The organism is Cypionkella sinensis (genome assembly GCF_042646385.1).
GTDB classification, from domain to species: Bacteria; Pseudomonadota; Alphaproteobacteria; order Rhodobacterales; family Rhodobacteraceae; genus Cypionkella; species Cypionkella sinensis.
Genome location: NZ_JBHRTO010000002.1, coordinates 916262 through 933825, shown reverse-complemented (window position 1 = coordinate 933825; position 17564 = coordinate 916262). Strand labels below are relative to the sequence as shown.

Annotated in this window: 18 protein-coding genes, 3 pseudogenes and 1 other annotated feature; of the genes and pseudogenes, 14 read left to right on the top strand and 7 right to left on the bottom strand. The window is 60.6% G+C overall.

All coding sequences use genetic code 11. The features are described 5' to 3' along the window. Positions 1 to 879, bottom strand: a pseudogene (locus ACFOGH_RS19690) (IS3 family transposase); the annotation flags it as partial. Then, positions 542 to 658, bottom strand: a sequence feature (AL1L pseudoknot). It overlaps the preceding pseudogene by 117 nt. 638 nt (positions 880 to 1517) lie before the next feature. Here ACFOGH_RS19690 and ACFOGH_RS19685 point away from each other — a divergent pair. Next, positions 1518 to 1613 (top strand): annotated as a pseudogene (locus ACFOGH_RS19685) (cyclopentanol dehydrogenase); the annotation flags it as partial. 73 nt (positions 1614 to 1686) lie between these two features. Here the strand turns inward: ACFOGH_RS19685 and ACFOGH_RS19680 are convergent. The 4 genes from ACFOGH_RS19680 to ACFOGH_RS19665 all read right to left on the bottom strand — a co-directional run bounded on the left by ACFOGH_RS19680 (position 1687) and on the right by ACFOGH_RS19665 (position 4607). Beyond that, complete coding sequence (locus tag ACFOGH_RS19680) at positions 1687 to 2985, bottom strand: MFS transporter (RefSeq protein ID WP_380074881.1); 1299 nt, start codon at positions 2983 to 2985, stop codon at positions 1687 to 1689. A gap of 58 nt (positions 2986 to 3043) precedes the next feature. Beyond that, positions 3044 to 3499 (bottom strand): MaoC family dehydratase, encoded by a 456-nt coding sequence (locus ACFOGH_RS19675; protein WP_380074880.1) that lies wholly within the window; start codon positions 3497 to 3499, stop codon positions 3044 to 3046. Next, a complete protein-coding gene (locus ACFOGH_RS19670; protein WP_380074879.1) occupies positions 3496 to 3954 on the bottom strand; it encodes a MarR family winged helix-turn-helix transcriptional regulator in 459 nt (152 codons plus the stop codon). The genes ACFOGH_RS19675 and ACFOGH_RS19670 overlap by 4 nt, the downstream gene beginning before the upstream one ends. 104 nt (positions 3955 to 4058) lie before the next feature. Then, positions 4059 to 4607 carry a TetR/AcrR family transcriptional regulator gene (locus ACFOGH_RS19665; RefSeq protein ID WP_380074878.1) on the bottom strand — a complete coding sequence of 183 codons (549 nt, stop codon included), beginning with the start codon at positions 4605 to 4607 and terminating at the stop codon, positions 4059 to 4061. Between the two features lie 110 nt (positions 4608 to 4717). Between ACFOGH_RS19665 and ACFOGH_RS19660 the strand changes: the two genes are divergently transcribed. After that, positions 4718 to 5494, top strand: coding sequence for an SDR family NAD(P)-dependent oxidoreductase (locus ACFOGH_RS19660; protein ID WP_380074877.1), 777 nt, complete (start codon positions 4718 to 4720; stop codon positions 5492 to 5494). Positions 5495 to 5517: 23 nt separating this feature from the next. Further along, entirely contained in the window at positions 5518 to 6528 is a 1011-nt protein-coding gene (locus tag ACFOGH_RS19655; protein ID WP_380074876.1) for an NADP-dependent oxidoreductase, read from the top strand. A gap of 10 nt (positions 6529 to 6538) precedes the next feature. Here ACFOGH_RS19655 and ACFOGH_RS19650 read toward each other — a convergent pair. Then, positions 6539 to 6831: pseudogene (locus ACFOGH_RS19650) on the bottom strand (transposase); the annotation flags it as partial. 242 nt (positions 6832 to 7073) lie between these two features. Continuing rightward, positions 7074 to 7913, bottom strand: a complete 840-nt coding sequence (locus tag ACFOGH_RS19645) for an amidohydrolase family protein (RefSeq protein ID WP_380074875.1) — start codon at positions 7911 to 7913, stop codon at positions 7074 to 7076. Positions 7914 to 8084: 171 nt separating this feature from the next. Between ACFOGH_RS19645 and ACFOGH_RS19640 the strand changes: the two genes are divergently transcribed. From ACFOGH_RS19640 to ACFOGH_RS19590, 11 genes are all read left to right on the top strand, one after another. Beyond that, on the top strand, positions 8085 to 9395 hold the full coding sequence (locus ACFOGH_RS19640; protein ID WP_380074874.1) for an ABC transporter substrate-binding protein: 1311 nt from the start codon (positions 8085 to 8087) through the stop codon (positions 9393 to 9395). Positions 9396 to 9490: 95 nt separating this feature from the next. Continuing rightward, positions 9491 to 10387 (top strand): carbohydrate ABC transporter permease, encoded by an 897-nt coding sequence (locus ACFOGH_RS19635; protein WP_380074873.1) that lies wholly within the window; start codon positions 9491 to 9493, stop codon positions 10385 to 10387. 3 nt (positions 10388 to 10390) lie between these two features. Then, positions 10391 to 11257 carry a carbohydrate ABC transporter permease gene (locus tag ACFOGH_RS19630; RefSeq protein WP_380074872.1) on the top strand — a complete coding sequence of 289 codons (867 nt, stop codon included), beginning with the start codon at positions 10391 to 10393 and terminating at the stop codon, positions 11255 to 11257. Between the two features lie 3 nt (positions 11258 to 11260). After that, positions 11261 to 12346: an ABC transporter ATP-binding protein gene (locus ACFOGH_RS19625; RefSeq protein ID WP_380074871.1), complete on the top strand. Its 1086-nt coding sequence runs from the start codon at positions 11261 to 11263 to the stop codon at positions 12344 to 12346. A 2-nt stretch (positions 12347 to 12348) separates the two neighbouring features. After that, positions 12349 to 13467, top strand: a complete 1119-nt coding sequence (locus ACFOGH_RS19620) for a mandelate racemase/muconate lactonizing enzyme family protein (protein WP_380074870.1) — start codon at positions 12349 to 12351, stop codon at positions 13465 to 13467. Then, positions 13464 to 13793, top strand: coding sequence for an L-rhamnose mutarotase (locus tag ACFOGH_RS19615; RefSeq protein ID WP_380074869.1), 330 nt, complete (start codon positions 13464 to 13466; stop codon positions 13791 to 13793). Before ACFOGH_RS19620 ends, ACFOGH_RS19615 begins: the two co-directional genes overlap by 4 nt. Next, positions 13786 to 14844, top strand: coding sequence for a Gfo/Idh/MocA family protein (locus ACFOGH_RS19610; protein ID WP_380074868.1), 1059 nt, complete (start codon positions 13786 to 13788; stop codon positions 14842 to 14844). Before ACFOGH_RS19615 ends, ACFOGH_RS19610 begins: the two co-directional genes overlap by 8 nt. Continuing rightward, positions 14837 to 15283: a MaoC family dehydratase gene (locus tag ACFOGH_RS19605; protein ID WP_380074867.1), complete on the top strand. Its 447-nt coding sequence runs from the start codon at positions 14837 to 14839 to the stop codon at positions 15281 to 15283. Before ACFOGH_RS19610 ends, ACFOGH_RS19605 begins: the two co-directional genes overlap by 8 nt. Then, entirely contained in the window at positions 15280 to 15606 is a 327-nt protein-coding gene (locus tag ACFOGH_RS19600) for a UxaA family hydrolase (RefSeq protein ID WP_380074866.1), read from the top strand. The genes ACFOGH_RS19605 and ACFOGH_RS19600 overlap by 4 nt, the downstream gene beginning before the upstream one ends. Then, positions 15603 to 16811 carry a UxaA family hydrolase gene (locus ACFOGH_RS19595; protein ID WP_380074865.1) on the top strand — a complete coding sequence of 403 codons (1209 nt, stop codon included), beginning with the start codon at positions 15603 to 15605 and terminating at the stop codon, positions 16809 to 16811. Before ACFOGH_RS19600 ends, ACFOGH_RS19595 begins: the two co-directional genes overlap by 4 nt. A gap of 11 nt (positions 16812 to 16822) precedes the next feature. Further along, positions 16823 to 17560: an SDR family oxidoreductase gene (locus tag ACFOGH_RS19590; protein WP_380074864.1), complete on the top strand. Its 738-nt coding sequence runs from the start codon at positions 16823 to 16825 to the stop codon at positions 17558 to 17560. Positions 17561 to 17564 lie beyond the last annotated feature (4 nt).

Sequence of the window (17564 nt, the reverse complement as noted above, 5' to 3'; positions counted from 1 at the left end):
ACAAGTATTGCGATCCACGGTCCGAATGGTGAACCAAGCTCTTGTTATCCGGCGTCTTTCTTTGCCAGATCGCTTGCTCCAGTGCATCGAGCACGAACTGGGTCTTCATCGAAGTCGAGGCACGCCAACCGACAATACGGCGCGCGAACACGTCAATGACGAAAGCCACATAGACCGTCCCGGACCAAGTCTGCACATAGGTAAAATCTGAAACCCACAGCTTGTTCGGCCGATCTGCCATGAAGAGCCGGTTCACCTTGTCATCGGGGCACGGTAGCGAGGTGTCAGGGTTGGTCGTGATGATCTTTTTGCCCCGAAGCACGCCCTTGATGCCCAGAACACGCATCAACCGTTCCACGGTGCAGCGGGCGACATCCTCACCTTCACGCCGCAGAACATGCCAGATCTTCCGTGCACCATAGAGCTTGCGGTTGTCCTGCCAGGCCGCATCGATCTTGATGCTCAGGGCGGCGTCGGACTTGGCCCTAGCAGAGGCCAGATCGGGGTCACGCGCAATGGCACGCCGGTCATAATAGGTCGACGGGGCGATCTGTAGAATTTTACACATCAGCTCGACCCCGAACTGTCCCCTATGTTCTTCCATGAAAGCAGTCACTTGCGAAACGGGCGGTCGAGCTCCGCCATCGCAAAATACGCTGATGCCTTCTTCAGTATCTCGTTGGCCTGACGCAGTTCACGGTTCTCACGTTCAAGCTCTTTTATTCGAGCTTTATCGGCACTGGTCAGACCTGGCCGTTCGCCACCATCACGCTGGGCCTGACGCACCCAAACGCGAAGGCTGTCCGGCGAACAACCCAATTTGCCTGCAATCGCCACCAGCGCCGCAGCTTCGCTTTGATACTCATCGCGGTGTTCCATCGCCAGCCGCACCGCACGTTCGCGGAACTCGGGTAGCGCTGATCCAGCGCCAGATAGCAGCGCTGATAAAAGTCTGCATCGAACTGCTCTGAAGGTGATCGCACTTCGTAGTCACCATGCGATATGAAATGAAGAATCGCCGCTGCACCAATCTGCGCCAGATCGGCATAGCGCTCCCGATAGAAGACTGGATCAATCAAAGGATGCGGCTGGCGCAGATGGCCCGCCAAAGTGCGTTCTATAAAATCCCCAAAAGCTGTCTGAGCCCCCTGGTCGTCCCAGTCAACGTAGCGGGCTTTGTAAAACGCTGTGGAAAAATATGGAGAGGGGTCAAGACCCTGTTTGTCTCCTTCTGTCAGGAAGTGATGAAGTGTTGCCCCCTGATCCAGACGATTATGTCGAGTGTAGAAATTGCGATCGAAAATTTTCTCGATGAAGTGCGCGATTTGTGGATTTACGGAGCTTTTTTTCATAGATCATAAACTCGTTACGACAAGTGAAAGTAAGCTAGAGCCAAGTTCGCAGCGTTCGGTCCCAGCATTTGATATACAGATTCAATGATGTAACGACGCATTACTGATGTCCAGATGCCACGGGGCTATTCCAGATGACAGGCATGATAGTGCCGCTTCGGCAGCCCCGCCGAGGTCGCCAAGGCGGTCGTCTACCTCGTCTCAGACGAATCCTCATGGAACATTGGCAGCGAGATCGTCGTCGACGGCAGCGCATGCTGAACAAGTGACCCTGCGGGCAGGCGCGGTCTGCCTTCATTTTCACCAGCCGCACCGCCTTATGAAACTGGCGGGCTCAGGTCAGCGTCGTCGCGACCGACCACTTTCTGCGCCCGGGTCCGATCGCCAGAACCGACAGCGCGGCAATGATGCACAACACGCCGGCGGTGACGAGTGCTGGCATGTAGGTATCTAGTCCCGTCCTTACCGCGCCCGCGAAGTAGGCAGCCGTGGCAGCCCCGATCTGGTGGCCCATGAACACCCAGCCAAACACCATGGGTGCGCGTTCGGCGCCAAACTTCTCGGCCGCAAGTTTCACGGTTGGCGGCACCGTTGCAACCCAATCCAGCCCGTAAAAGATCGCAAAGACGGAAAGCTCATAGATCGAGAAGCTGCTGAACGGCAAATAGATCAGCGACAGGCCGCGCAGGCTGTAAAAGACGAATAGCAGGTGGCGGTTGTCATAGCGGTCCGACAGCCAACCCGACCCGATGGTGCCGACGAGGTCGAACACGCCGATCAGCGCGAGGATGCTGGCTGCCGTCACGGCTGCGATGCCAAAGTCGCCACAGATCGAGATCCAGTGCATCTGGATCAGCCCGTTGGTGCTGAAGCCGCAGATGAAAAATGTTCCGAACAGAATCCAGAACACCGGCTCGGTTGCGGCGGCACGCAGGATCTGGAGCGGTTGCAACAGCAGCTTGCCCACATTGGCGGCGCGCGGCGGGGTGGGCGCGATCTGATCTTCGCCAAAGCGCGGCAGGCCGACATCCGCGGGCCGGTCGCGCATGAACAGAAGGATCAGGAAAAGCGTGACCAGGAGCACGCAGATCAGCACGGTCAGGGCACTGCGCCAGCCGAATGTCTCCGACAGGCTCGCCAGAAGCGGCAGGAAGACCAATGACCCCGTCGCGTTGGCGGCCGTCATCAGGCCCACGACAAGCCCCCGCCGCGCACCGAACCAGCGGGTGGCGACCGTCGCCCCCAGCACCAGCGCCGTCATGCCGGTGCCCATGCCGATGATGACGCCCCACAGCGCCACCAGATGCCAAAGTTCGGTCATGAAGTAAGAGGCCGCAATGCCAGCAAGTATCGTCACAAGCGCGAAAAGCGTCACTTTGCGCACGCCCCAGTAATTCATGAAGGCCGCAGCAAAGGGGGCAAAGATCCCGTAGAACACCAACCGGACGGCTATGGCGCTTGAGATCTGTTCGGTCGTCCAGCCGAATTCCTGTTCCAAGGGGCCCATCAGCACTCCGGCAGATCCCATGACACCGGCGGTGGCGAGCATCGTCAGAAAGGTGATGGCCGCAACGAGCCAGCCGTAGTAGACGTTACGTGCAGCGAGAGTATGGGCGAGACGGTCGGACAGCATGGGTTGGCCTTTGCGGTGTGGGATGTCGGTGTTTGGGAAATCCGGTAAGCCGCACTTGTCAGGGTTCAGCCGACCGCGCCTTGACGATCAGGTTGCCGATAGCGCGCTGCACCACCTCGCCGTTCTGGTTGATGGTAAGGTTGCGCACCTTGATCACGCCCTGCATCGTGCGGCTTTGTGATCGGCGGACAGCCAGGATTTCTGACGTAACATGCAACTCGTCGCCTGCGCGCACCGGAACGGGCCAAGCCAGTTCATCAAAGCCCGCGGCGATGATCCCGCCTGCGGGAAGGAACTCTCCGTCAACCATAAGGCGCATCGTCAGGGCGGCGGTGTGCCATCCGCTTGCCGCCAGATCACCGAACAGCGTATGCTCTGCCAAAGCGGGGTCAAGATGGAAGGGCTGCGGATCAAAGTCCTGTGCAAAGCGGACAATGTTCTCCGCGCTCACCCGGACTCTGCCGGACCCGAAGATCTGACCAACGCTGATGTCCTCTAGATAGGCGTCTCTCATGGCGCGCCCTCCACGGTGTCGGACAGACCTTCCGAGATGGCACGCGCGCGCTCTAGCATCGCCAGAAACGCCGGCCAGTCCTCACCGAACGCATCCACGAAGGCATACTGCGTTACCTCCCATGCGGCCTTGGCCCGCAGACGCAGGGTGGCACCTTCGTCGGTCAGGGACAGGATCTGCTCTCGGCCCCTCCCGGCTTCTGTGCGGATCAGGCCGCGCCGCTCCAGCACTGCCAGCGCACGGTAGAGCGCCGTGCGCTCGATCGAAAGCTTGTCCGACAACGCCATCGTCGGAATGCTGCCCGCCCGCGCGATATTGGCAAGGATCGCGTATTGCATGGTGTTGATATCGAATGGCGCCAGCGCACGATCATAAAGCCGTCCCGTCGCGCGAGCGGCTATTTTAAGATTGGTGCCCGCGCAAAGGATGCGATGGCGATCACTGTCGGTTGGCATGTCGTGTCCTGTCGGCGAAAGAAGGAATCATCCATTAGATGTATATGCATCATATTATCCGTGATGCATATACATCTTCCCATTTGGTGCCAGAGTCGCGGGTTTCAGCGCTTCAGTGAGGCCGCAATCCACGCCTTGGTCTGTGCCAGAATATCGTCCGACAGCGCAGGGTCGTCGACCGCACGCGCAAGGATCATCGCGCCGACCGCCGCCGACCAGCAGCCAATCGCAGCGCCTCGGGCATCACCCACGCCCTCGCTTTCCAAGGATTCAGCCAGCCGCGCGATCTGATCCGTTACCCCTGACGCCATGGCGGCACGTGCCTCGGGCGTCTGACGGCGCGCGTCAGAGGCAAAGGCGGCCGTCGGGCAACCCGACGCCGGAGCATCCCGGTGGACGGGCGACAAATAGGCCGCGAGGAAGGCATCGAAACCGCCCGCATCCCGTTCATCCGCAAGCGCGTGGGTCACCGTCTGGGCGATCAGCTCGTCCTTTGATGCGAAGTGGCCGTAAAATCCGCCATGCGTCAGACCGGCGGCCTTCATAACCTCGGCCACCGACACTGCCTCGAACCCCTTGTCCCGAAACAACCGCGCCGCTTCCGTAAGAATGCGGTCGCGATTTTCGGCCATCTGCTCACGCGTAACTTTCATCGTTGCACCTCTCGCCCGGGGACTTGACTTATTCATGATCATCATCATATTTGTGCACAATGATGATGATCATCATGAATATAATCGCGATCCTGCAGGAGAACAATGCCATGCAAACGAAAACTCTGATTACTGGTGCCTCATCGGGCATCGGTGCCACTTATGCAGATCGCTTCGCCAAGCGCGGTCACGATCTGGTTCTGGTCGCGCGTGACACCGCCCGGATGGAGGCGTTGGCCGCCCGGCTGCGGTCCGAGACGCGGGTGGCAATCGATATTTTGACCGCCGATCTGACGCAGAATGCAGATGTCGCCACAGTTGCCGCTCGGCTGCGCGATGACACCAGCATCGGCATCCTTGTGAATAACGCCGGAGCGGCACTGAAGGGTGCCTATGCCGATCAGGACAGCGGCGACATTGCACGGCTGATCGCGTTGAATACCACTAGCCTAGCCCTTCTGGCACACGCAGCTGCAGCCCGCTTTGCCCGCGAAGGGTCAGGCGCGATCATCAACATCGCTTCAGTTGTGGGGCTGGTGCCCGAGTTCGGCCAGACGGCCTATGGCGCGACCAAGGCTTTCGTGACCTTCCTTTCGCAAGGATTGGCGTTCGAGCTTGGGCCCAAGGGCGTTTATGTGCAGGCGGTGCTGCCTGCCGCGACCCGGACCGAGATATGGCAACGTGCGGGCGCAGCAGATGCCGACCTGCCACCGATGATGGAGGTGGGCGATATGGTCGATGCGGCCCTCGCAGGTTTTGACGCACGCGAAGCGATCACGATTCCGGCGCTTGGCGATGCGCGTCTATGGGATGCCTATCAGGCCGCGCGCCATGCCATGCTGCCTGAATTTGGAAATACCCAACCCGCTGCACGCTATCGCGCCTGATCTTTCCGATTGAGGATATCCCGATGAAAGCCTTCATTCTTGACGCCTACGGTAAGGGCGCAAAGCTGCGCCTCGCAGATCGGCCCGACCCAAGCCTCGGCCCGCGCGACGTGTTGGTGCGTGTCCATGCTGCGGGACTGAACATGCTAGACAGCAAGATCCGCGACGGAGAGTTCAAGCCGCTGCTGCCTTACAAGCCGCCTCTGATCCTTGGCCACGATCTGGCCGGCACGGTCGAGGCGGTCGGTAGCGCTGTCACCCACTTTGCCCCCGGCGATGCCGTGTTTGCGCGGCCAAGGGATGGCCGTATCGGCACCTTGGCGGAACTGATCGCGGTGGATGAAGGTGACCTTGCCCGTAAACCCGAAAGCCTCACAATGGTCGAGGCCGCAGGACTGCCGCTTGTGGCGCTGACCGCATGGCAAACTTTGGTGGAATTGGGCAGGGTTCAATCGGGTGCCAAGGTGCTTATCCACGCCGGTTCGGGTGGATTTGGCAGTGTCGCAATCCAGTTGGCCAAGCATCTTGGGGCCACGGTGGCCACCACGGCCAGTAGCGGCAATGTCGACATGGTGCGTGCGCTTGGGGCTGACGTTGTGATCGACTATCGCACTCAGCGCTTCGATGCCCTGCTTTCCGACTATGATGTGGTCGTCTGCGGTCAGGATGCCGATACGCTGGCCCGATCGTTGGCAGTGCTTAAACCTGGCGGCAGGCTGATCTCGATCTCTGGCCCGCCAACTGTTGAATTTGCCAAGGCGCAAGGGCTTAATTGGCTTTTGCAGCAGGTCGTGCGCCTCCTAAGCTTTAGCATCCGCCGAAAGGCAAAGGCGAAGGGCGTGCGATATGACTTCATGTTCATGCGGGCCGATGGCGGGCAACTGGCACAGCTTGGCGCGCTCATCGAGGCGGGCGCCATCCGCCCGGTGATGGATCGCATCTTTCCATTCGATCAGACGAACGAGGCGTTCGCCTATCTTGAAACCGGGCGGGCAAAGGGCAAGGTCATCGTCGAGCTGCACCCCAAACCATAGGCCAGAAAAGCAAGGCTTCCCGCCGCGCCATCGGCGTCGTCAGGACTTTCCCAAGAGATCCTTCAGAACTACATTGTCGAGCAAGGCATCGGCCAGCAGGCGCTTCAGCTTCGCGTTCTCGTCCTCAAGCTGCTTCAGACGCTTGGCGTCCGACAGGTCCATCCCGTCATACTTGGCCTTCAACTTGCAAAACGTCGCCCGGCTCAGACCTGGCTTCCGGCAGAGATGGGAGGTGGCAGTCCCGCATCCTGCTCCTTGATCATCCCCGATGATCTGCGCCTCGGAGAAACGGCTTTTCCTCATGTCGTCTGCTCCTTCTTAAGGTTGGGCAGACTTTACATCACATCGAAGGAACTTCCGGGGGGCAGGTCAGCTCCACGGCAAGTACGGCCTCAAACGCTGATGTGCACATCATCTAGCCAGAAAGATCGCTCACTAGGGCCGCAGTCGTTTCTGAACCCTTCATCACCCAGCGACGGCATGCCCAAGCATTTCAATGGGTCCCAACATCGACTCTTGGTGACAAAGATCTCTTAGGGTCAAACTCACTGCGCTGCGGTCTTCCAAATCCTTTGCGCATTTCCATGCAGCAGACTGTTACGGTCATCCTCAGAAAGTGCCGCCAGCAGCGCATGGCTACTGGCGACCCATTCGCCAAGGTTGGAATGCAAGGTACAAACCGGGCTATCTGACCCCCAGACGATGCGATCCGGGCCGAATTGGTGCAGAATGTGATCAACCCAAGGCCGCAGCGTTTGCAAAGTCCAGTTTCCGCCAGTGTAAGCGGTCACGCCTGACAGCTTCATGTAAAGGTTGGGTCGCCGCGCCAGTTCGGTGATCTGCGCTGCCCATGTATCAAACCCACCGCCAGCAATATCGGGCACACCGCAATGGTCCAGCACAAAAACCGTGTCCGGGCAGGCATCCACCAGCGCCCTTGCCAAAGGTAGCTGCCGGGCTAGCATTACAATGTCAAACGGCAAGCCAGCAGCGCCAAGACCTGCGATATTCTGCCGGAAAAGCGCGGTTTGCGATACCGCATCCGGCACCACATGCAGCACGCGGCGCACGCCCTTCACCACCCGGCGATCCACACGCTCCAGCCATGCCGCAAAGCCCGCAGACTCGGGTCGCGCCGCCGCAATCGCCCCCCGGATCAGACTGCAGGGCCGCTGCATTAGTTCGGCGACAAAGGTGGTTTCGGCCTCGATATCCGCCTCGGCCACATCCACCTCCATGTGCAGCACATCGGTAATCCCGATGCGCCGCGCAGTGGCCTCGTAATCCGCATAGCTCCAATCCCGGTTCAAATCCGGCACATCGGCCAGCCACGGATAGGACAGTCGCTTGCGGTCGATCAGATGCAGATGGGTGTCAAAGATCACAGGATTACCCTCGCCAGTAGCCACAGATCCAGTCAGCGCGCCGGAATCTGCCCGAGTCATACTTGACTTGCAGCCGCTTGTCACGTTTAACTATGAAAAGATGTTCTGGATATGAAATTCCTCGGCTTCAAGATCGCCGCTTTTGAGCATCGCAAAACGGGAGGAGACGACATGAAAGGACGCGTTGCCAGCTCTGTGCTGGCGCTTGGCGCAGGCTTGGGATTTGCGACCGGCGCACTGGCGGACGGCGAATTTGCAGGCGTGACCATCGAGGCCAAACTGATCGGCGGTCAGCAGTATGAGGCGCTTTATGCCCGCATCGCCGATTGGGAAAAGGCGACCGGGGCCAAGGTCAATATCATCAGCCAGAAGAACCACTTCGAGCTGGACAAGGAATACAAGGCCGACATCGCGGCTGGCACGACAAGCTGGTGTGTGGGCTCCAACCACTCATCCTTCGCGCCGCAATACCCCGACTTGTTCACCGATCTGACGCCTTTGGTGCCCGCAGATTCGGTTGCAGGCTTTGTGCCCGCCAATATCGCGGCAGCCACGATCAACGGCAAACTCACCATGCTGCCGCGGGCGCAGTTCGATGTCTCGGCGCTGTATTATCAAAAATCGCTCTACACAGATCCGGCCAAGGCCGAGGCGTTCAAGGCCAAATTCGGCTATGATCTGGCCGTGCCGGAAACCTGGGATCAATTCCGCGATCAGGCGGAATTCTTCGCGGCACCCCCGAACTTCTACGGCACCCAATACGCGGGCAAGGATGAGGCGATCAACGGCCGCTTCTACGAACTCGTCGTCGCCAATGGCGGCAAGATGTTCAACGACGACATGTCGCCAGCGTTCAATTCGGCTGCGGGCAAAGAGGCGCTGCAGTGGTTCGTTGACCTCTACAAGGCAGGCGCGGTTCCCCCCGGCACCACCAACTATCTGTGGGATGACCTTGGCAACGGCTTTGCCTCTGGCACCGTCGCGCTGAACCTGGATTGGCCGGGATGGTCGGGCTTCTTCAACGATCCGAAAGCCTCGAAAGTCGCAGGCAATGTCGGCGTCGCCCCTGCCCCCAAGGGCTCGGCAGGCGTCCGCACCGGCTGGTCGGGCTTCCACGGCTTTTCCGTCACCGAAGGTTGCGCCACCAAAGAGGCTGCGGCTTCGCTGGTCGATTTCCTGACCAACGAGGACAGCCAAAAGCTGGAATCCGCCGCAGGCCCGCTGCCGTCGCGCACCGCTGTCTGGGATTACGTGATCGAGCAAGCCAAGGGCGATGCCTACAAGACTGAAGTGCTGCAAGCCTTCCAGGAAACCGCGAAAACCGCGTTCCCTGTGCCGCCAACCCCGTACTGGATCGAATCCGGCAATCTGATCTTCCCGGAACTGCAAGCGGCCATCCTTGGCGACAAGACCGTGGATCAGGCGCTGCAAGATGCGTCCGATGCCGTTGACGGGCTGATGAAAGAAAACGGCGTCTACTGATCGCCGCGCAGTCAAGACGGGGCGGCCGCCTGTGGCCGCCCCTGTTTCCCTGAAGCTCCGCGCCTCAGCCCAGACCTTTCAAGTCGAGTGACGTCATGACCCGTGCCAAACTGCCCCCGTGGCTGGTGCTTTTGCTGCCTGCCTTCATCATCATTCTGGCGGTGGTCGCGGTTCCGCTGATCTTGTCGCTGTATTCCAGCTTCACGCCATATCACCTGACCCGGCCCGACACGCTGTGGAAATGGACAGGCAGCTTCAACTACATCAAGGCCGCAACCGACGCGAATTTCTGGAAAGCCTTTGGCCGCACGGTTCTGCTGCTGACCATCGCGCTGAACCTTGAAATGCTGTTGGGCCTTGGCCTTGCGTTGATGGTGTCCAAGGTGACGCGCGGCCAGCGGGCTTTGCGCACGGCCATGATGTTTCCGATGATGTTTTCGCCCATCCTCGTGGGCTTTCAGTTCAAATTCATCTTCAACGATAACGTGGGCTTGGTGAACAACGCCCTGCAATCGCTTGGGTTGACCGATGTTGCGATCCCGTGGTTGGTCGATGGCAACCTTGCGATGTTTGCCATCATCTTTGCCGAAGTCTGGACCAGCACATCCGTTTTCGCCATCCTGATCTTGGCGGGTCTGTTCGCCATCCCGCAAGACCCACTTGAGGCGGCAAAAGTCGATGGCTGCACGCCTTGGCAATCGTTCCGCTTTGTCACCCTGCCGTTCCTGATGCCGTTCATCTACATCGCCATGGCGATCCGCAGTCTGGATGTGGCGCGGGCCTATGACATCGTGCAGGTGATGACCAACGGCGGCCCCGCGCGGCGGACCGAACTGCTTTGGACGCTGATCGGGCGCACCGGCTACGTCGATGCCCGCATGGGTTATGCCAATGCCATGGGCTACATCGCCATCCTGATGTCGATTGGCTTCACCGTCTATTTCTTCCTGAAATTGCAATCGGCCCGGCGCGAGCTGGGCATGGGGGACTAAGCCATGGCAAGTGCCTCGCAACACCGCATCCAAAAGCGCGTACTGAAAGTCGCGCATTTCATCGGCCTATTCCTGGCCATGTCGCTGATCTGTGTGCCCGGTCTGTGGGTGGTGCTGAACAGCTTCCGCCCCACCATCGAGATCATGGCAAAGCCGCCGGTCTGGATACCGCAAGATCTGAGCCTTGATCACTACCGCGCCATGTTCGGCGGGGCAGGCGAAGGCGGTGTCCCGGTGATGACCTATTTCCGCAACTCGCTGATCGTCTCGCTGACTTCGACCGTGATCGCGCTGCTGGTGGGGATGGCAGGCGGCTATGCCTTTGCCCGCTACCGCTTCAAAGGAAAGGGCATGATGTTCGTGGCCCTGATGGCCAGCCGCGCCGTGCCGGGCGTGGCGTTGTCGCTGCCGTTGTTCATCATCTTTGGCCGCACGGGGTTGATCGACACGCATTTCGGCCTGATCCTTGTCTATGTCGCGATGAACGTGCCGTTCACCATCTGGCTGATCGACGGCTTTTTCCGGCAAGTGCCGAAAGAACTGGCCGAGGCCGCCGAAATCGACGGCTGCACCCGCTGGCAAGCCTTCTGGAAGATCGAATTTCCGGTGGCGCGGTCGGGGATCGCCTCGGCAGGCATTTTTGCCTTCCTCACCTCGTGGAACGAATACGCGCTGGCCAGCCAACTCACCCGGTCCACCACGTCCAAAACCATGCCAGTGGGGCTGCTGGACTTCACCTCGCAATTCACCCTCAATTGGGGGGGCATGTGCGCGCTGGCGGTCTTGATGATCATTCCAGCGCTGGTGCTGACCTTCCTCGTGCAGAAACACCTTATCGCCGGGCTGACCTTCGGCGGCGTCAAAGGATAAATCATGGCTCAGGTTCAACTAAAAAACGTCGTCAAGAAATACGGCGCCTTGGGGGTGGTTCATGCCATCAACCTTGACATCGCCGAGGGCGAGTTCGTGGTGCTGGTTGGCCCCTCGGGCTGCGGCAAATCCACCACCCTGCGCATGGTGGCAGGGCTCGAGGATATAACGGATGGTGAGATTCTGATCGGCGACCGCGTGGTGAACGACCTGCCCCCGCGCGAGCGTAATCTTGCGATGGTGTTCCAGAACTACGCGCTTTATCCGCATATGACGGTGCGCGAAAACCTTGGATTCAGCCTGAAGATCGCCAAGAAATCGCAACCCGAAATCAACAGCGCGGTGGACGAGGCCGCCAATATCCTGTCGCTCACCCCGATGCTGGATCGCAAACCCGGCGCGCTTTCGGGCGGTCAGCGTCAGCGTGTCGCCATGGGCCGCGCCATCGTCCGCCAGCCCGAGGTGTTCCTGTTCGACGAACCCCTGTCAAACCTCGACGCCAAACTGCGCACCCAGATGCGGGTCGAGATCAAGAAACTGCACCAGCGCGTGGGCTCCACCGTGATCTATGTCACCCATGACCAGATCGAGGCGATGACCCTGGCCGATCGCATCGTGATCATGCGCGACGGCCACATCATCCAAGTCGGCACCCCGTTGGAGGTGTTCGAGAACCCGGTGAACACCTTCGTCGCCACCTTCATCGGCTCTCCTCCGATGAACCTGCTGAACGGCACCGTCCAAGGCGGCAAGGTCGTGCTGACCGATGGCACCGCAATCCCGCTGCCCCCCGGCCTGCCCGTCGCAGATGGTCGCCGCATTCAGTTCGGCATTCGCGCTGACAACATCATGCCCGAAGGCCACGCCCTGCCGCCCACGCCGCATATGGCCTATGTCGATATGCCCGTCGCGCTGACCGAACCCCTGGGCACCGAAACCCTGCTCTATGCCACACTTGCAGGCACCGAAGTGCAGGCCAAAATGCTCAACCCCCGCCCGGTGTCCCCCGGCGAGACGATGCGCTTTGGCATAGCGCTTGATAAATGCCACATCTTCGATGCCGATACCGGCATCAGCCTGCGGGGATAATCATGGCACGCATCACTCTGGCCGAGGCTTTTCTGGTTGACCTGATCCCCAAGGTCAAACGCACCGACGCGATCCAGTCCTTCAAATCGCAGGAAACCATCTTCGTCACCCTGACCGATGCCGACGGCGCCACCGGCATAGGCTATGCCTACACCATCGGCGACGGCGGCCCGGCCATCCTGTCGCTGCTGCACCGCACCCTGCTGCCCGCGCTGATGGGGCGCGAGGCGGAGATGATCGAACAGATCTGGCGCGACCTTCTGTTCACCAGCCATGCCACGGCCGTTGGCCCGATCATGGCACTGGCGCAAGCAGCCATCGACACCGCTTTGTGGGACATGCGCGGCAAACGCGCCAACCTGCCGCTGCATCTGCTGGCAGGCGGTGCCAAAACCCGCGTGCCGATGTATTCGACCGAAGGCGGCTGGCTGCATCTGGAACCCGCCGCTTTGGTCGATGACGCACTGGCGATGCGCGCGGCGGGCTTCAAAGGCTCGAAAATCAAGATCGGCAAGCCCACCGTCGCGGGCGACGCCGCCCGCCTGACTGCCGTGCGCAGCGCGCTTGGCGATGATTACGAAATCATGACCGATGCCAACCAATCCCTGACGCAACCCGAGGCCACGCGCCGCCTGCACCTGCTCGAATCCCTCAACATCGCGTGGTTTGAAGAACCCCTGCCCGCCGATGACATCGCAGGCCACGCCCGCCTGAACCGCCTCTCCCGCGTGCCGATTGCGGTGGGCGAGTCGATGTATTCCCCCGGCCAGTTCGCCGATTACATTGCCGCCGAGGCTTGCGGCATCGTGCAGGCCGATGTCGCCCGCATCGGCGGTATCACCCCATGGCTGAAGGTCGCTCATATGGCCGAAGCGCATAACCTGATGATCTGCCCGCATTTCCTGATGGAACTGCATGTCTCGCTGGTCTGTGCCGTGCCGAACGCGCCGTGGCTGGAATACATCCCGCAACTGGATGACATCGCCGCCCCGATGGCGCGTGACGGCGGCCACGCGCTTGCCCCCACCACGCCCGGCCTTGGCATCACATGGGATCACGCAGCTTTGGCCGCCCGCACCGCCGCAGGCTCGCGCTTTACCGTGCAAGAGGGCAAGCTATGAAACGCTATGGATCCGTCCTTGGTCTTTCCGAAGAAGGCAAAGCCGAATATCGCAAACTGCACGCCGCCGTCTGGCCTGCGGTTTTGGCCAAGATCACCGAATGCAACATCCGCAATTATTCGATCTTCCTGAAAGAACCCGAAAACCTGCTGTTTTCCTACTTTGAATACACAGGCACCGACTATGACGCCGATATGGCGAAAATGGCCGCCGATCCCACAACGCAAGAATGGTGGGCCGTCAACATGCCGCTGCAACGCCCGCTCGACACCCGCAAGCCCGGCGAATGGTGGGCGGATATGACCGAAATCTTCCACCATGACTGATCTGCGCCAAACCATCACTCCGCCCAGAACCAGCCTGCCCATCGTGATTTTCGGCGCAGGCTCAATCGTGTCTGACGCGCATCTGCCCGCCTATGCGCAGGCAGGTTTCACCGTCGCTGGCATCTACGACCCCGACCATGCCAAGGCCAGCGCGCTGGCGCAAAAGCACGGCACAACCGCCTTTGCCAGCCTGTCCGATGCCACAGCCCTTGGCACCAAAGCGCTCTATGACCTTGCCGTGCCACCTGCCGCCATCCCCGGCCTGTTGCGCGCCCTGCCCAAAGGCTGCGTGGCCCTGATCCAAAAGCCGATGGGCAGCGATCTGGCCGAGGCGGATGAGATCATCCGCATCTTGCGCGCCCGCAACATCCGCGCGGCGGTGAACTTTCAATTGCGGTTCGCGCCGATGTGTCTGGCACTGAAAGACGCCATCGCGCGCGGTGATCTGGGCGATGTGATCGACTTTGATGCGCTGCTGGCGGTAAACACCCCTTGGCATCTCTGGGCGTTTCTGGCTGACTTGCCGCGCGTGGAAATCCTGCTGCACTCGATCCATTACCTTGATCTGATCCGCGATCTTCTCGGCAATCCGGCAGGCATCGCCGCCCGCACCATGGGGCATCCGTCCTCCTCGATCTCGAACAGCCGCACCTCGATGATCCTCGATTACGGCCCGCAGGTCCGCGCCAATCTGTCGATCAACCACAACCACAGTTTTGGCCGCAAGTTTCAGGCCTGCGAGTTTCGCATCAGCGGCACCAAGGGCGCGGCCTATCTCAAGGTCGGCGTCAACCTCGACTACCCCTTGGGCGAACCGGATGAGTTGTGGCTGAACACAGGTGGCGACTGGCGGCAAATCCCGCTGGTCGGCAACTGGTTCATCGCCGCCTTTGTGGGCCGCATCACCCAAGTCATGCGCTTTGCCACCGGCGAGGACGCAGTGCTACAAGGCAGCGCCGAAGACGCTTGGCACACTATGGCGCTGGTAGAGGCCGCTTACGAAAGTGCCGCGGCGCCGCTTCATCCGATCAGGACGCATCCCAATGCTTGAACAGACCAAATACTATGAAGATTACACGATCGGCGAGGCGCGCCACACCACGGGCCGCACCATCACTGAAACTGATTTTGTCGTCCACGCCGGACATTCCGGCGACTTCTTTCCGCATCACCTCGATGCCGAGTTCTGCAAAACCCTACCCTTCGGCCAACGCATCGCCCACGGTACTATGGTGTTCACCATCGGCGTCGGCCTGACCGCCACCATCATCAACCCGGTGGCGTTTTCCTACGGCTACGACCGGATGCGCTTTGTGAAGCCCGTGTTCATCGGCGACACCCTGCGCAGCCGAGTAGAGATCATCGCCAAGGAATTGATGGAGAAACGCCCCGGCTATGGCCGCGTGACCGAGCGTCTGACTGTCACCAAACAAGCCGGCGAAACCGTTCTGGTGGCCGATCACATCTATATGGTGGAGTGCAAGAAATGACCGGCTTCGATTTCGGCCCGTTTCTCTTGCTGTCCGACAAAGACAACGTGCTGGTTGCCCGCGCCAACGCGCCCGAGGGGCTGGTGGTCACGCTCGAATCCGGCCCAACCACGCTGACCCGCCCCATTCCGATGGCCCACAAGATCGCCCGCCACGCCATTGCCGAGGGCGACACGATCTTGAAATACGGCATGCCCATCGGCATCGCCACCGCCCCGATTGCTGCGGGCGCGCATGTCCATATCCACAACATCCGCTCGGCCTATACCGCGACGATCTCGCTGCAAGATGCCGACGGGGTTTCTGCCGGAGTATCGCTATGATCAACGCCTGGGCCCGCGCCGATGGCCGCAAAGGCATCCGCAATACCGTGGTTGTCGCCTATCTGGTCGAATGCGCGCATTTCGTGGCGTCAGAAATCGTCCACCGTTTCCGCAACACCCCCCACGAAGGCGATGTGCAACTGATCGGCTTTCCCGGCTGCTACCCCAACGAATATGCCGCACAGATGATGGAAAAGCTCTGCACCCATCCCAATGTCGGCGCGGTGCTGTTCGTCTCGCTGGGCTGCGAAAGCTTTGACAAGGTCCGCGCGGCCAATGCGGTTGACGCCTCGGGCCGCCCGGTGAAAACGCTGGTGATCCAGCGTGCTGGCGGCACCCGCTCCACCGTGCAGGCCGGGGCGGATTGGATCGCCCAGACCCTGACCCAGATCGCCACCGGCCCCCGCGCCCCGATGGGGGTGGATGAGTTGATCATCGGCACCGTCTGCGGCGGCTCGGACGGAACCTCCGGCATTTCCGGCAACCCCGCCGCTGGCAAGGCGTTTGACCTGCTGGTCGCCGAAGGCGCCGCCTGCATCTTTGAGGAAACCGGCGAGTTGATAGGCTGCGAAGAGATCATGGCCGAACGCGCCATCACCCCCGAACTGGGCCAGATCCTGCGCGAAAGCGTGCAGAAGGCCGAACGCTATTACGCCACCCTCGGCTACGGGTCTTTCGCCGCGGGCAATGCCGCAGGCGGGCTGTCCACCATCGAGGAGAAATCGCTGGGCGCTTATGTCAAATCCGGCGACAGCCCGATTTCCGGCCTGATCAAACCCGGCGACATCCCCCCCACAGGCGGGCTTTACCTGATGGATGTGGTCCCCGACGGCGATGTCCGCTTTGGCTTTCCGAACATTTCCGACAATGCCGAAATCGTCGAGATGATCGCCTCTGGTGCGCATATGACGCTGTTTGTGACCGGGCGCGGCTCGGTCGTCGGCAGCGCCATCTCGCCCGTGATCAAGATCTGCGCCAACCCCGACACCTACCGCGCACTGTCCGAGGATATGGACGTGAACGCGGGCGACATCATCGAAGGCCGCCGTTCCATCCCCGAAGTGGGCCAGGAAATCCGCGATCTGGTCGTCGCGGTCGCCGCCGGCAAACAGACCAGATCCGAGGAACTCGGCCACCGCGAATTCATCCTCACCTACAAATCTTTCGAACCCATCGGCCCGGCCTGCCTGCCGGGTGCCGCATAAAGGACCACAAGATGCAAAGACTGCTGGGCAAACGCGCCCTGATCACCGCCGCCGGACAGGGCATCGGCAAGGCCACCGCCCTGCGCTTGGCCGAAGAAGGCGCCGAAGTGCTGGCGACCGATGTGAACGCCGCAACGCTCGACGAACTCAACGGCACCCCCGGCATCACCACGCAAGTGCTGAACGTGCTGGATGCCGAGGCGATCACCGCCACAGTGGCCGCGGCTGGCCGCATCGACATCCTGTTCAACTGCGCAGGCGTGGTCCATGCAGGCGACATCATGCAATCCACCGAAGACGATTGGGATTTCGCTTTCGCACTGAACTGCAAGGCGATGTATCGGATGCTGCGTGCGGTTCTACCCGGCATGGTCGCGCAAGGCGGCGGGTCGATCATCAACATGGCATCCGTTGCGGGGCCCCTGACCGCGCCGCCAAACCGCTTCATCTATTCGGCGTCCAAGGCCGCAGTTGGCGGTATCACCAAATCCGTGGCGCAGGATTACGTCAAGCAAGGCATCCGCTGCAATGCGGTCTGCCCCGGCACCGTCGACAGCCCCTCTTTGCACCAGCGTCTGCGCGACACCGGCAACTACGAATCCGCCATGGCCGCCTTCATCGCGCGTCAACCGATGGGCCGCATCGGCAAGCCCAAGGAGATCGCCGCCATGGTCGCCTATCTGGCGGCCGACGAATCCGCCTACACCACCGGCCAGTTGATCGCGCTTGATGGCGGCTGGACCATCTAAGACA

What these genes read in the sequence shown, in the direction of transcription:
- ACFOGH_RS19680 (WP_380074881.1), bottom strand. Translation starts at nt 2,985, where the DNA reads ATGCTGTCCGACCGTCTCGCCCATACTCTCGCTGCACGTAACGTCTAC.
- ACFOGH_RS19675 (WP_380074880.1), bottom strand. Translation starts at nt 3,499, where the DNA reads ATGAGAGACGCCTATCTAGAGGACATCAGCGTTGGTCAGATCTTCGGG.
- ACFOGH_RS19670 (WP_380074879.1), bottom strand. Translation starts at nt 3,954, where the DNA reads ATGCCAACCGACAGTGATCGCCATCGCATCCTTTGCGCGGGCACCAAT.
- ACFOGH_RS19665 (WP_380074878.1), bottom strand. Translation starts at nt 4,607, where the DNA reads ATGAAAGTTACGCGTGAGCAGATGGCCGAAAATCGCGACCGCATTCTT.
- ACFOGH_RS19660 (WP_380074877.1), top strand. Translation starts at nt 4,718, where the DNA reads ATGCAAACGAAAACTCTGATTACTGGTGCCTCATCGGGCATCGGTGCC.
- ACFOGH_RS19655 (WP_380074876.1), top strand. Translation starts at nt 5,518, where the DNA reads ATGAAAGCCTTCATTCTTGACGCCTACGGTAAGGGCGCAAAGCTGCGC.
- ACFOGH_RS19640 (WP_380074874.1), top strand. Translation starts at nt 8,085, where the DNA reads ATGAAAGGACGCGTTGCCAGCTCTGTGCTGGCGCTTGGCGCAGGCTTG.
- ACFOGH_RS19635 (WP_380074873.1), top strand. Translation starts at nt 9,491, where the DNA reads ATGACCCGTGCCAAACTGCCCCCGTGGCTGGTGCTTTTGCTGCCTGCC.
- ACFOGH_RS19630 (WP_380074872.1), top strand. Translation starts at nt 10,391, where the DNA reads ATGGCAAGTGCCTCGCAACACCGCATCCAAAAGCGCGTACTGAAAGTC.
- ACFOGH_RS19625 (WP_380074871.1), top strand. Translation starts at nt 11,261, where the DNA reads ATGGCTCAGGTTCAACTAAAAAACGTCGTCAAGAAATACGGCGCCTTG.
- ACFOGH_RS19620 (WP_380074870.1), top strand. Translation starts at nt 12,349, where the DNA reads ATGGCACGCATCACTCTGGCCGAGGCTTTTCTGGTTGACCTGATCCCC.
- ACFOGH_RS19615 (WP_380074869.1), top strand. Translation starts at nt 13,464, where the DNA reads ATGAAACGCTATGGATCCGTCCTTGGTCTTTCCGAAGAAGGCAAAGCC.
- ACFOGH_RS19610 (WP_380074868.1), top strand. Translation starts at nt 13,786, where the DNA reads ATGACTGATCTGCGCCAAACCATCACTCCGCCCAGAACCAGCCTGCCC.
- ACFOGH_RS19605 (WP_380074867.1), top strand. Translation starts at nt 14,837, where the DNA reads ATGCTTGAACAGACCAAATACTATGAAGATTACACGATCGGCGAGGCG.
- ACFOGH_RS19600 (WP_380074866.1), top strand. Translation starts at nt 15,280, where the DNA reads ATGACCGGCTTCGATTTCGGCCCGTTTCTCTTGCTGTCCGACAAAGAC.
- ACFOGH_RS19595 (WP_380074865.1), top strand. Translation starts at nt 15,603, where the DNA reads ATGATCAACGCCTGGGCCCGCGCCGATGGCCGCAAAGGCATCCGCAAT.
- ACFOGH_RS19590 (WP_380074864.1), top strand. Translation starts at nt 16,823, where the DNA reads ATGCAAAGACTGCTGGGCAAACGCGCCCTGATCACCGCCGCCGGACAG.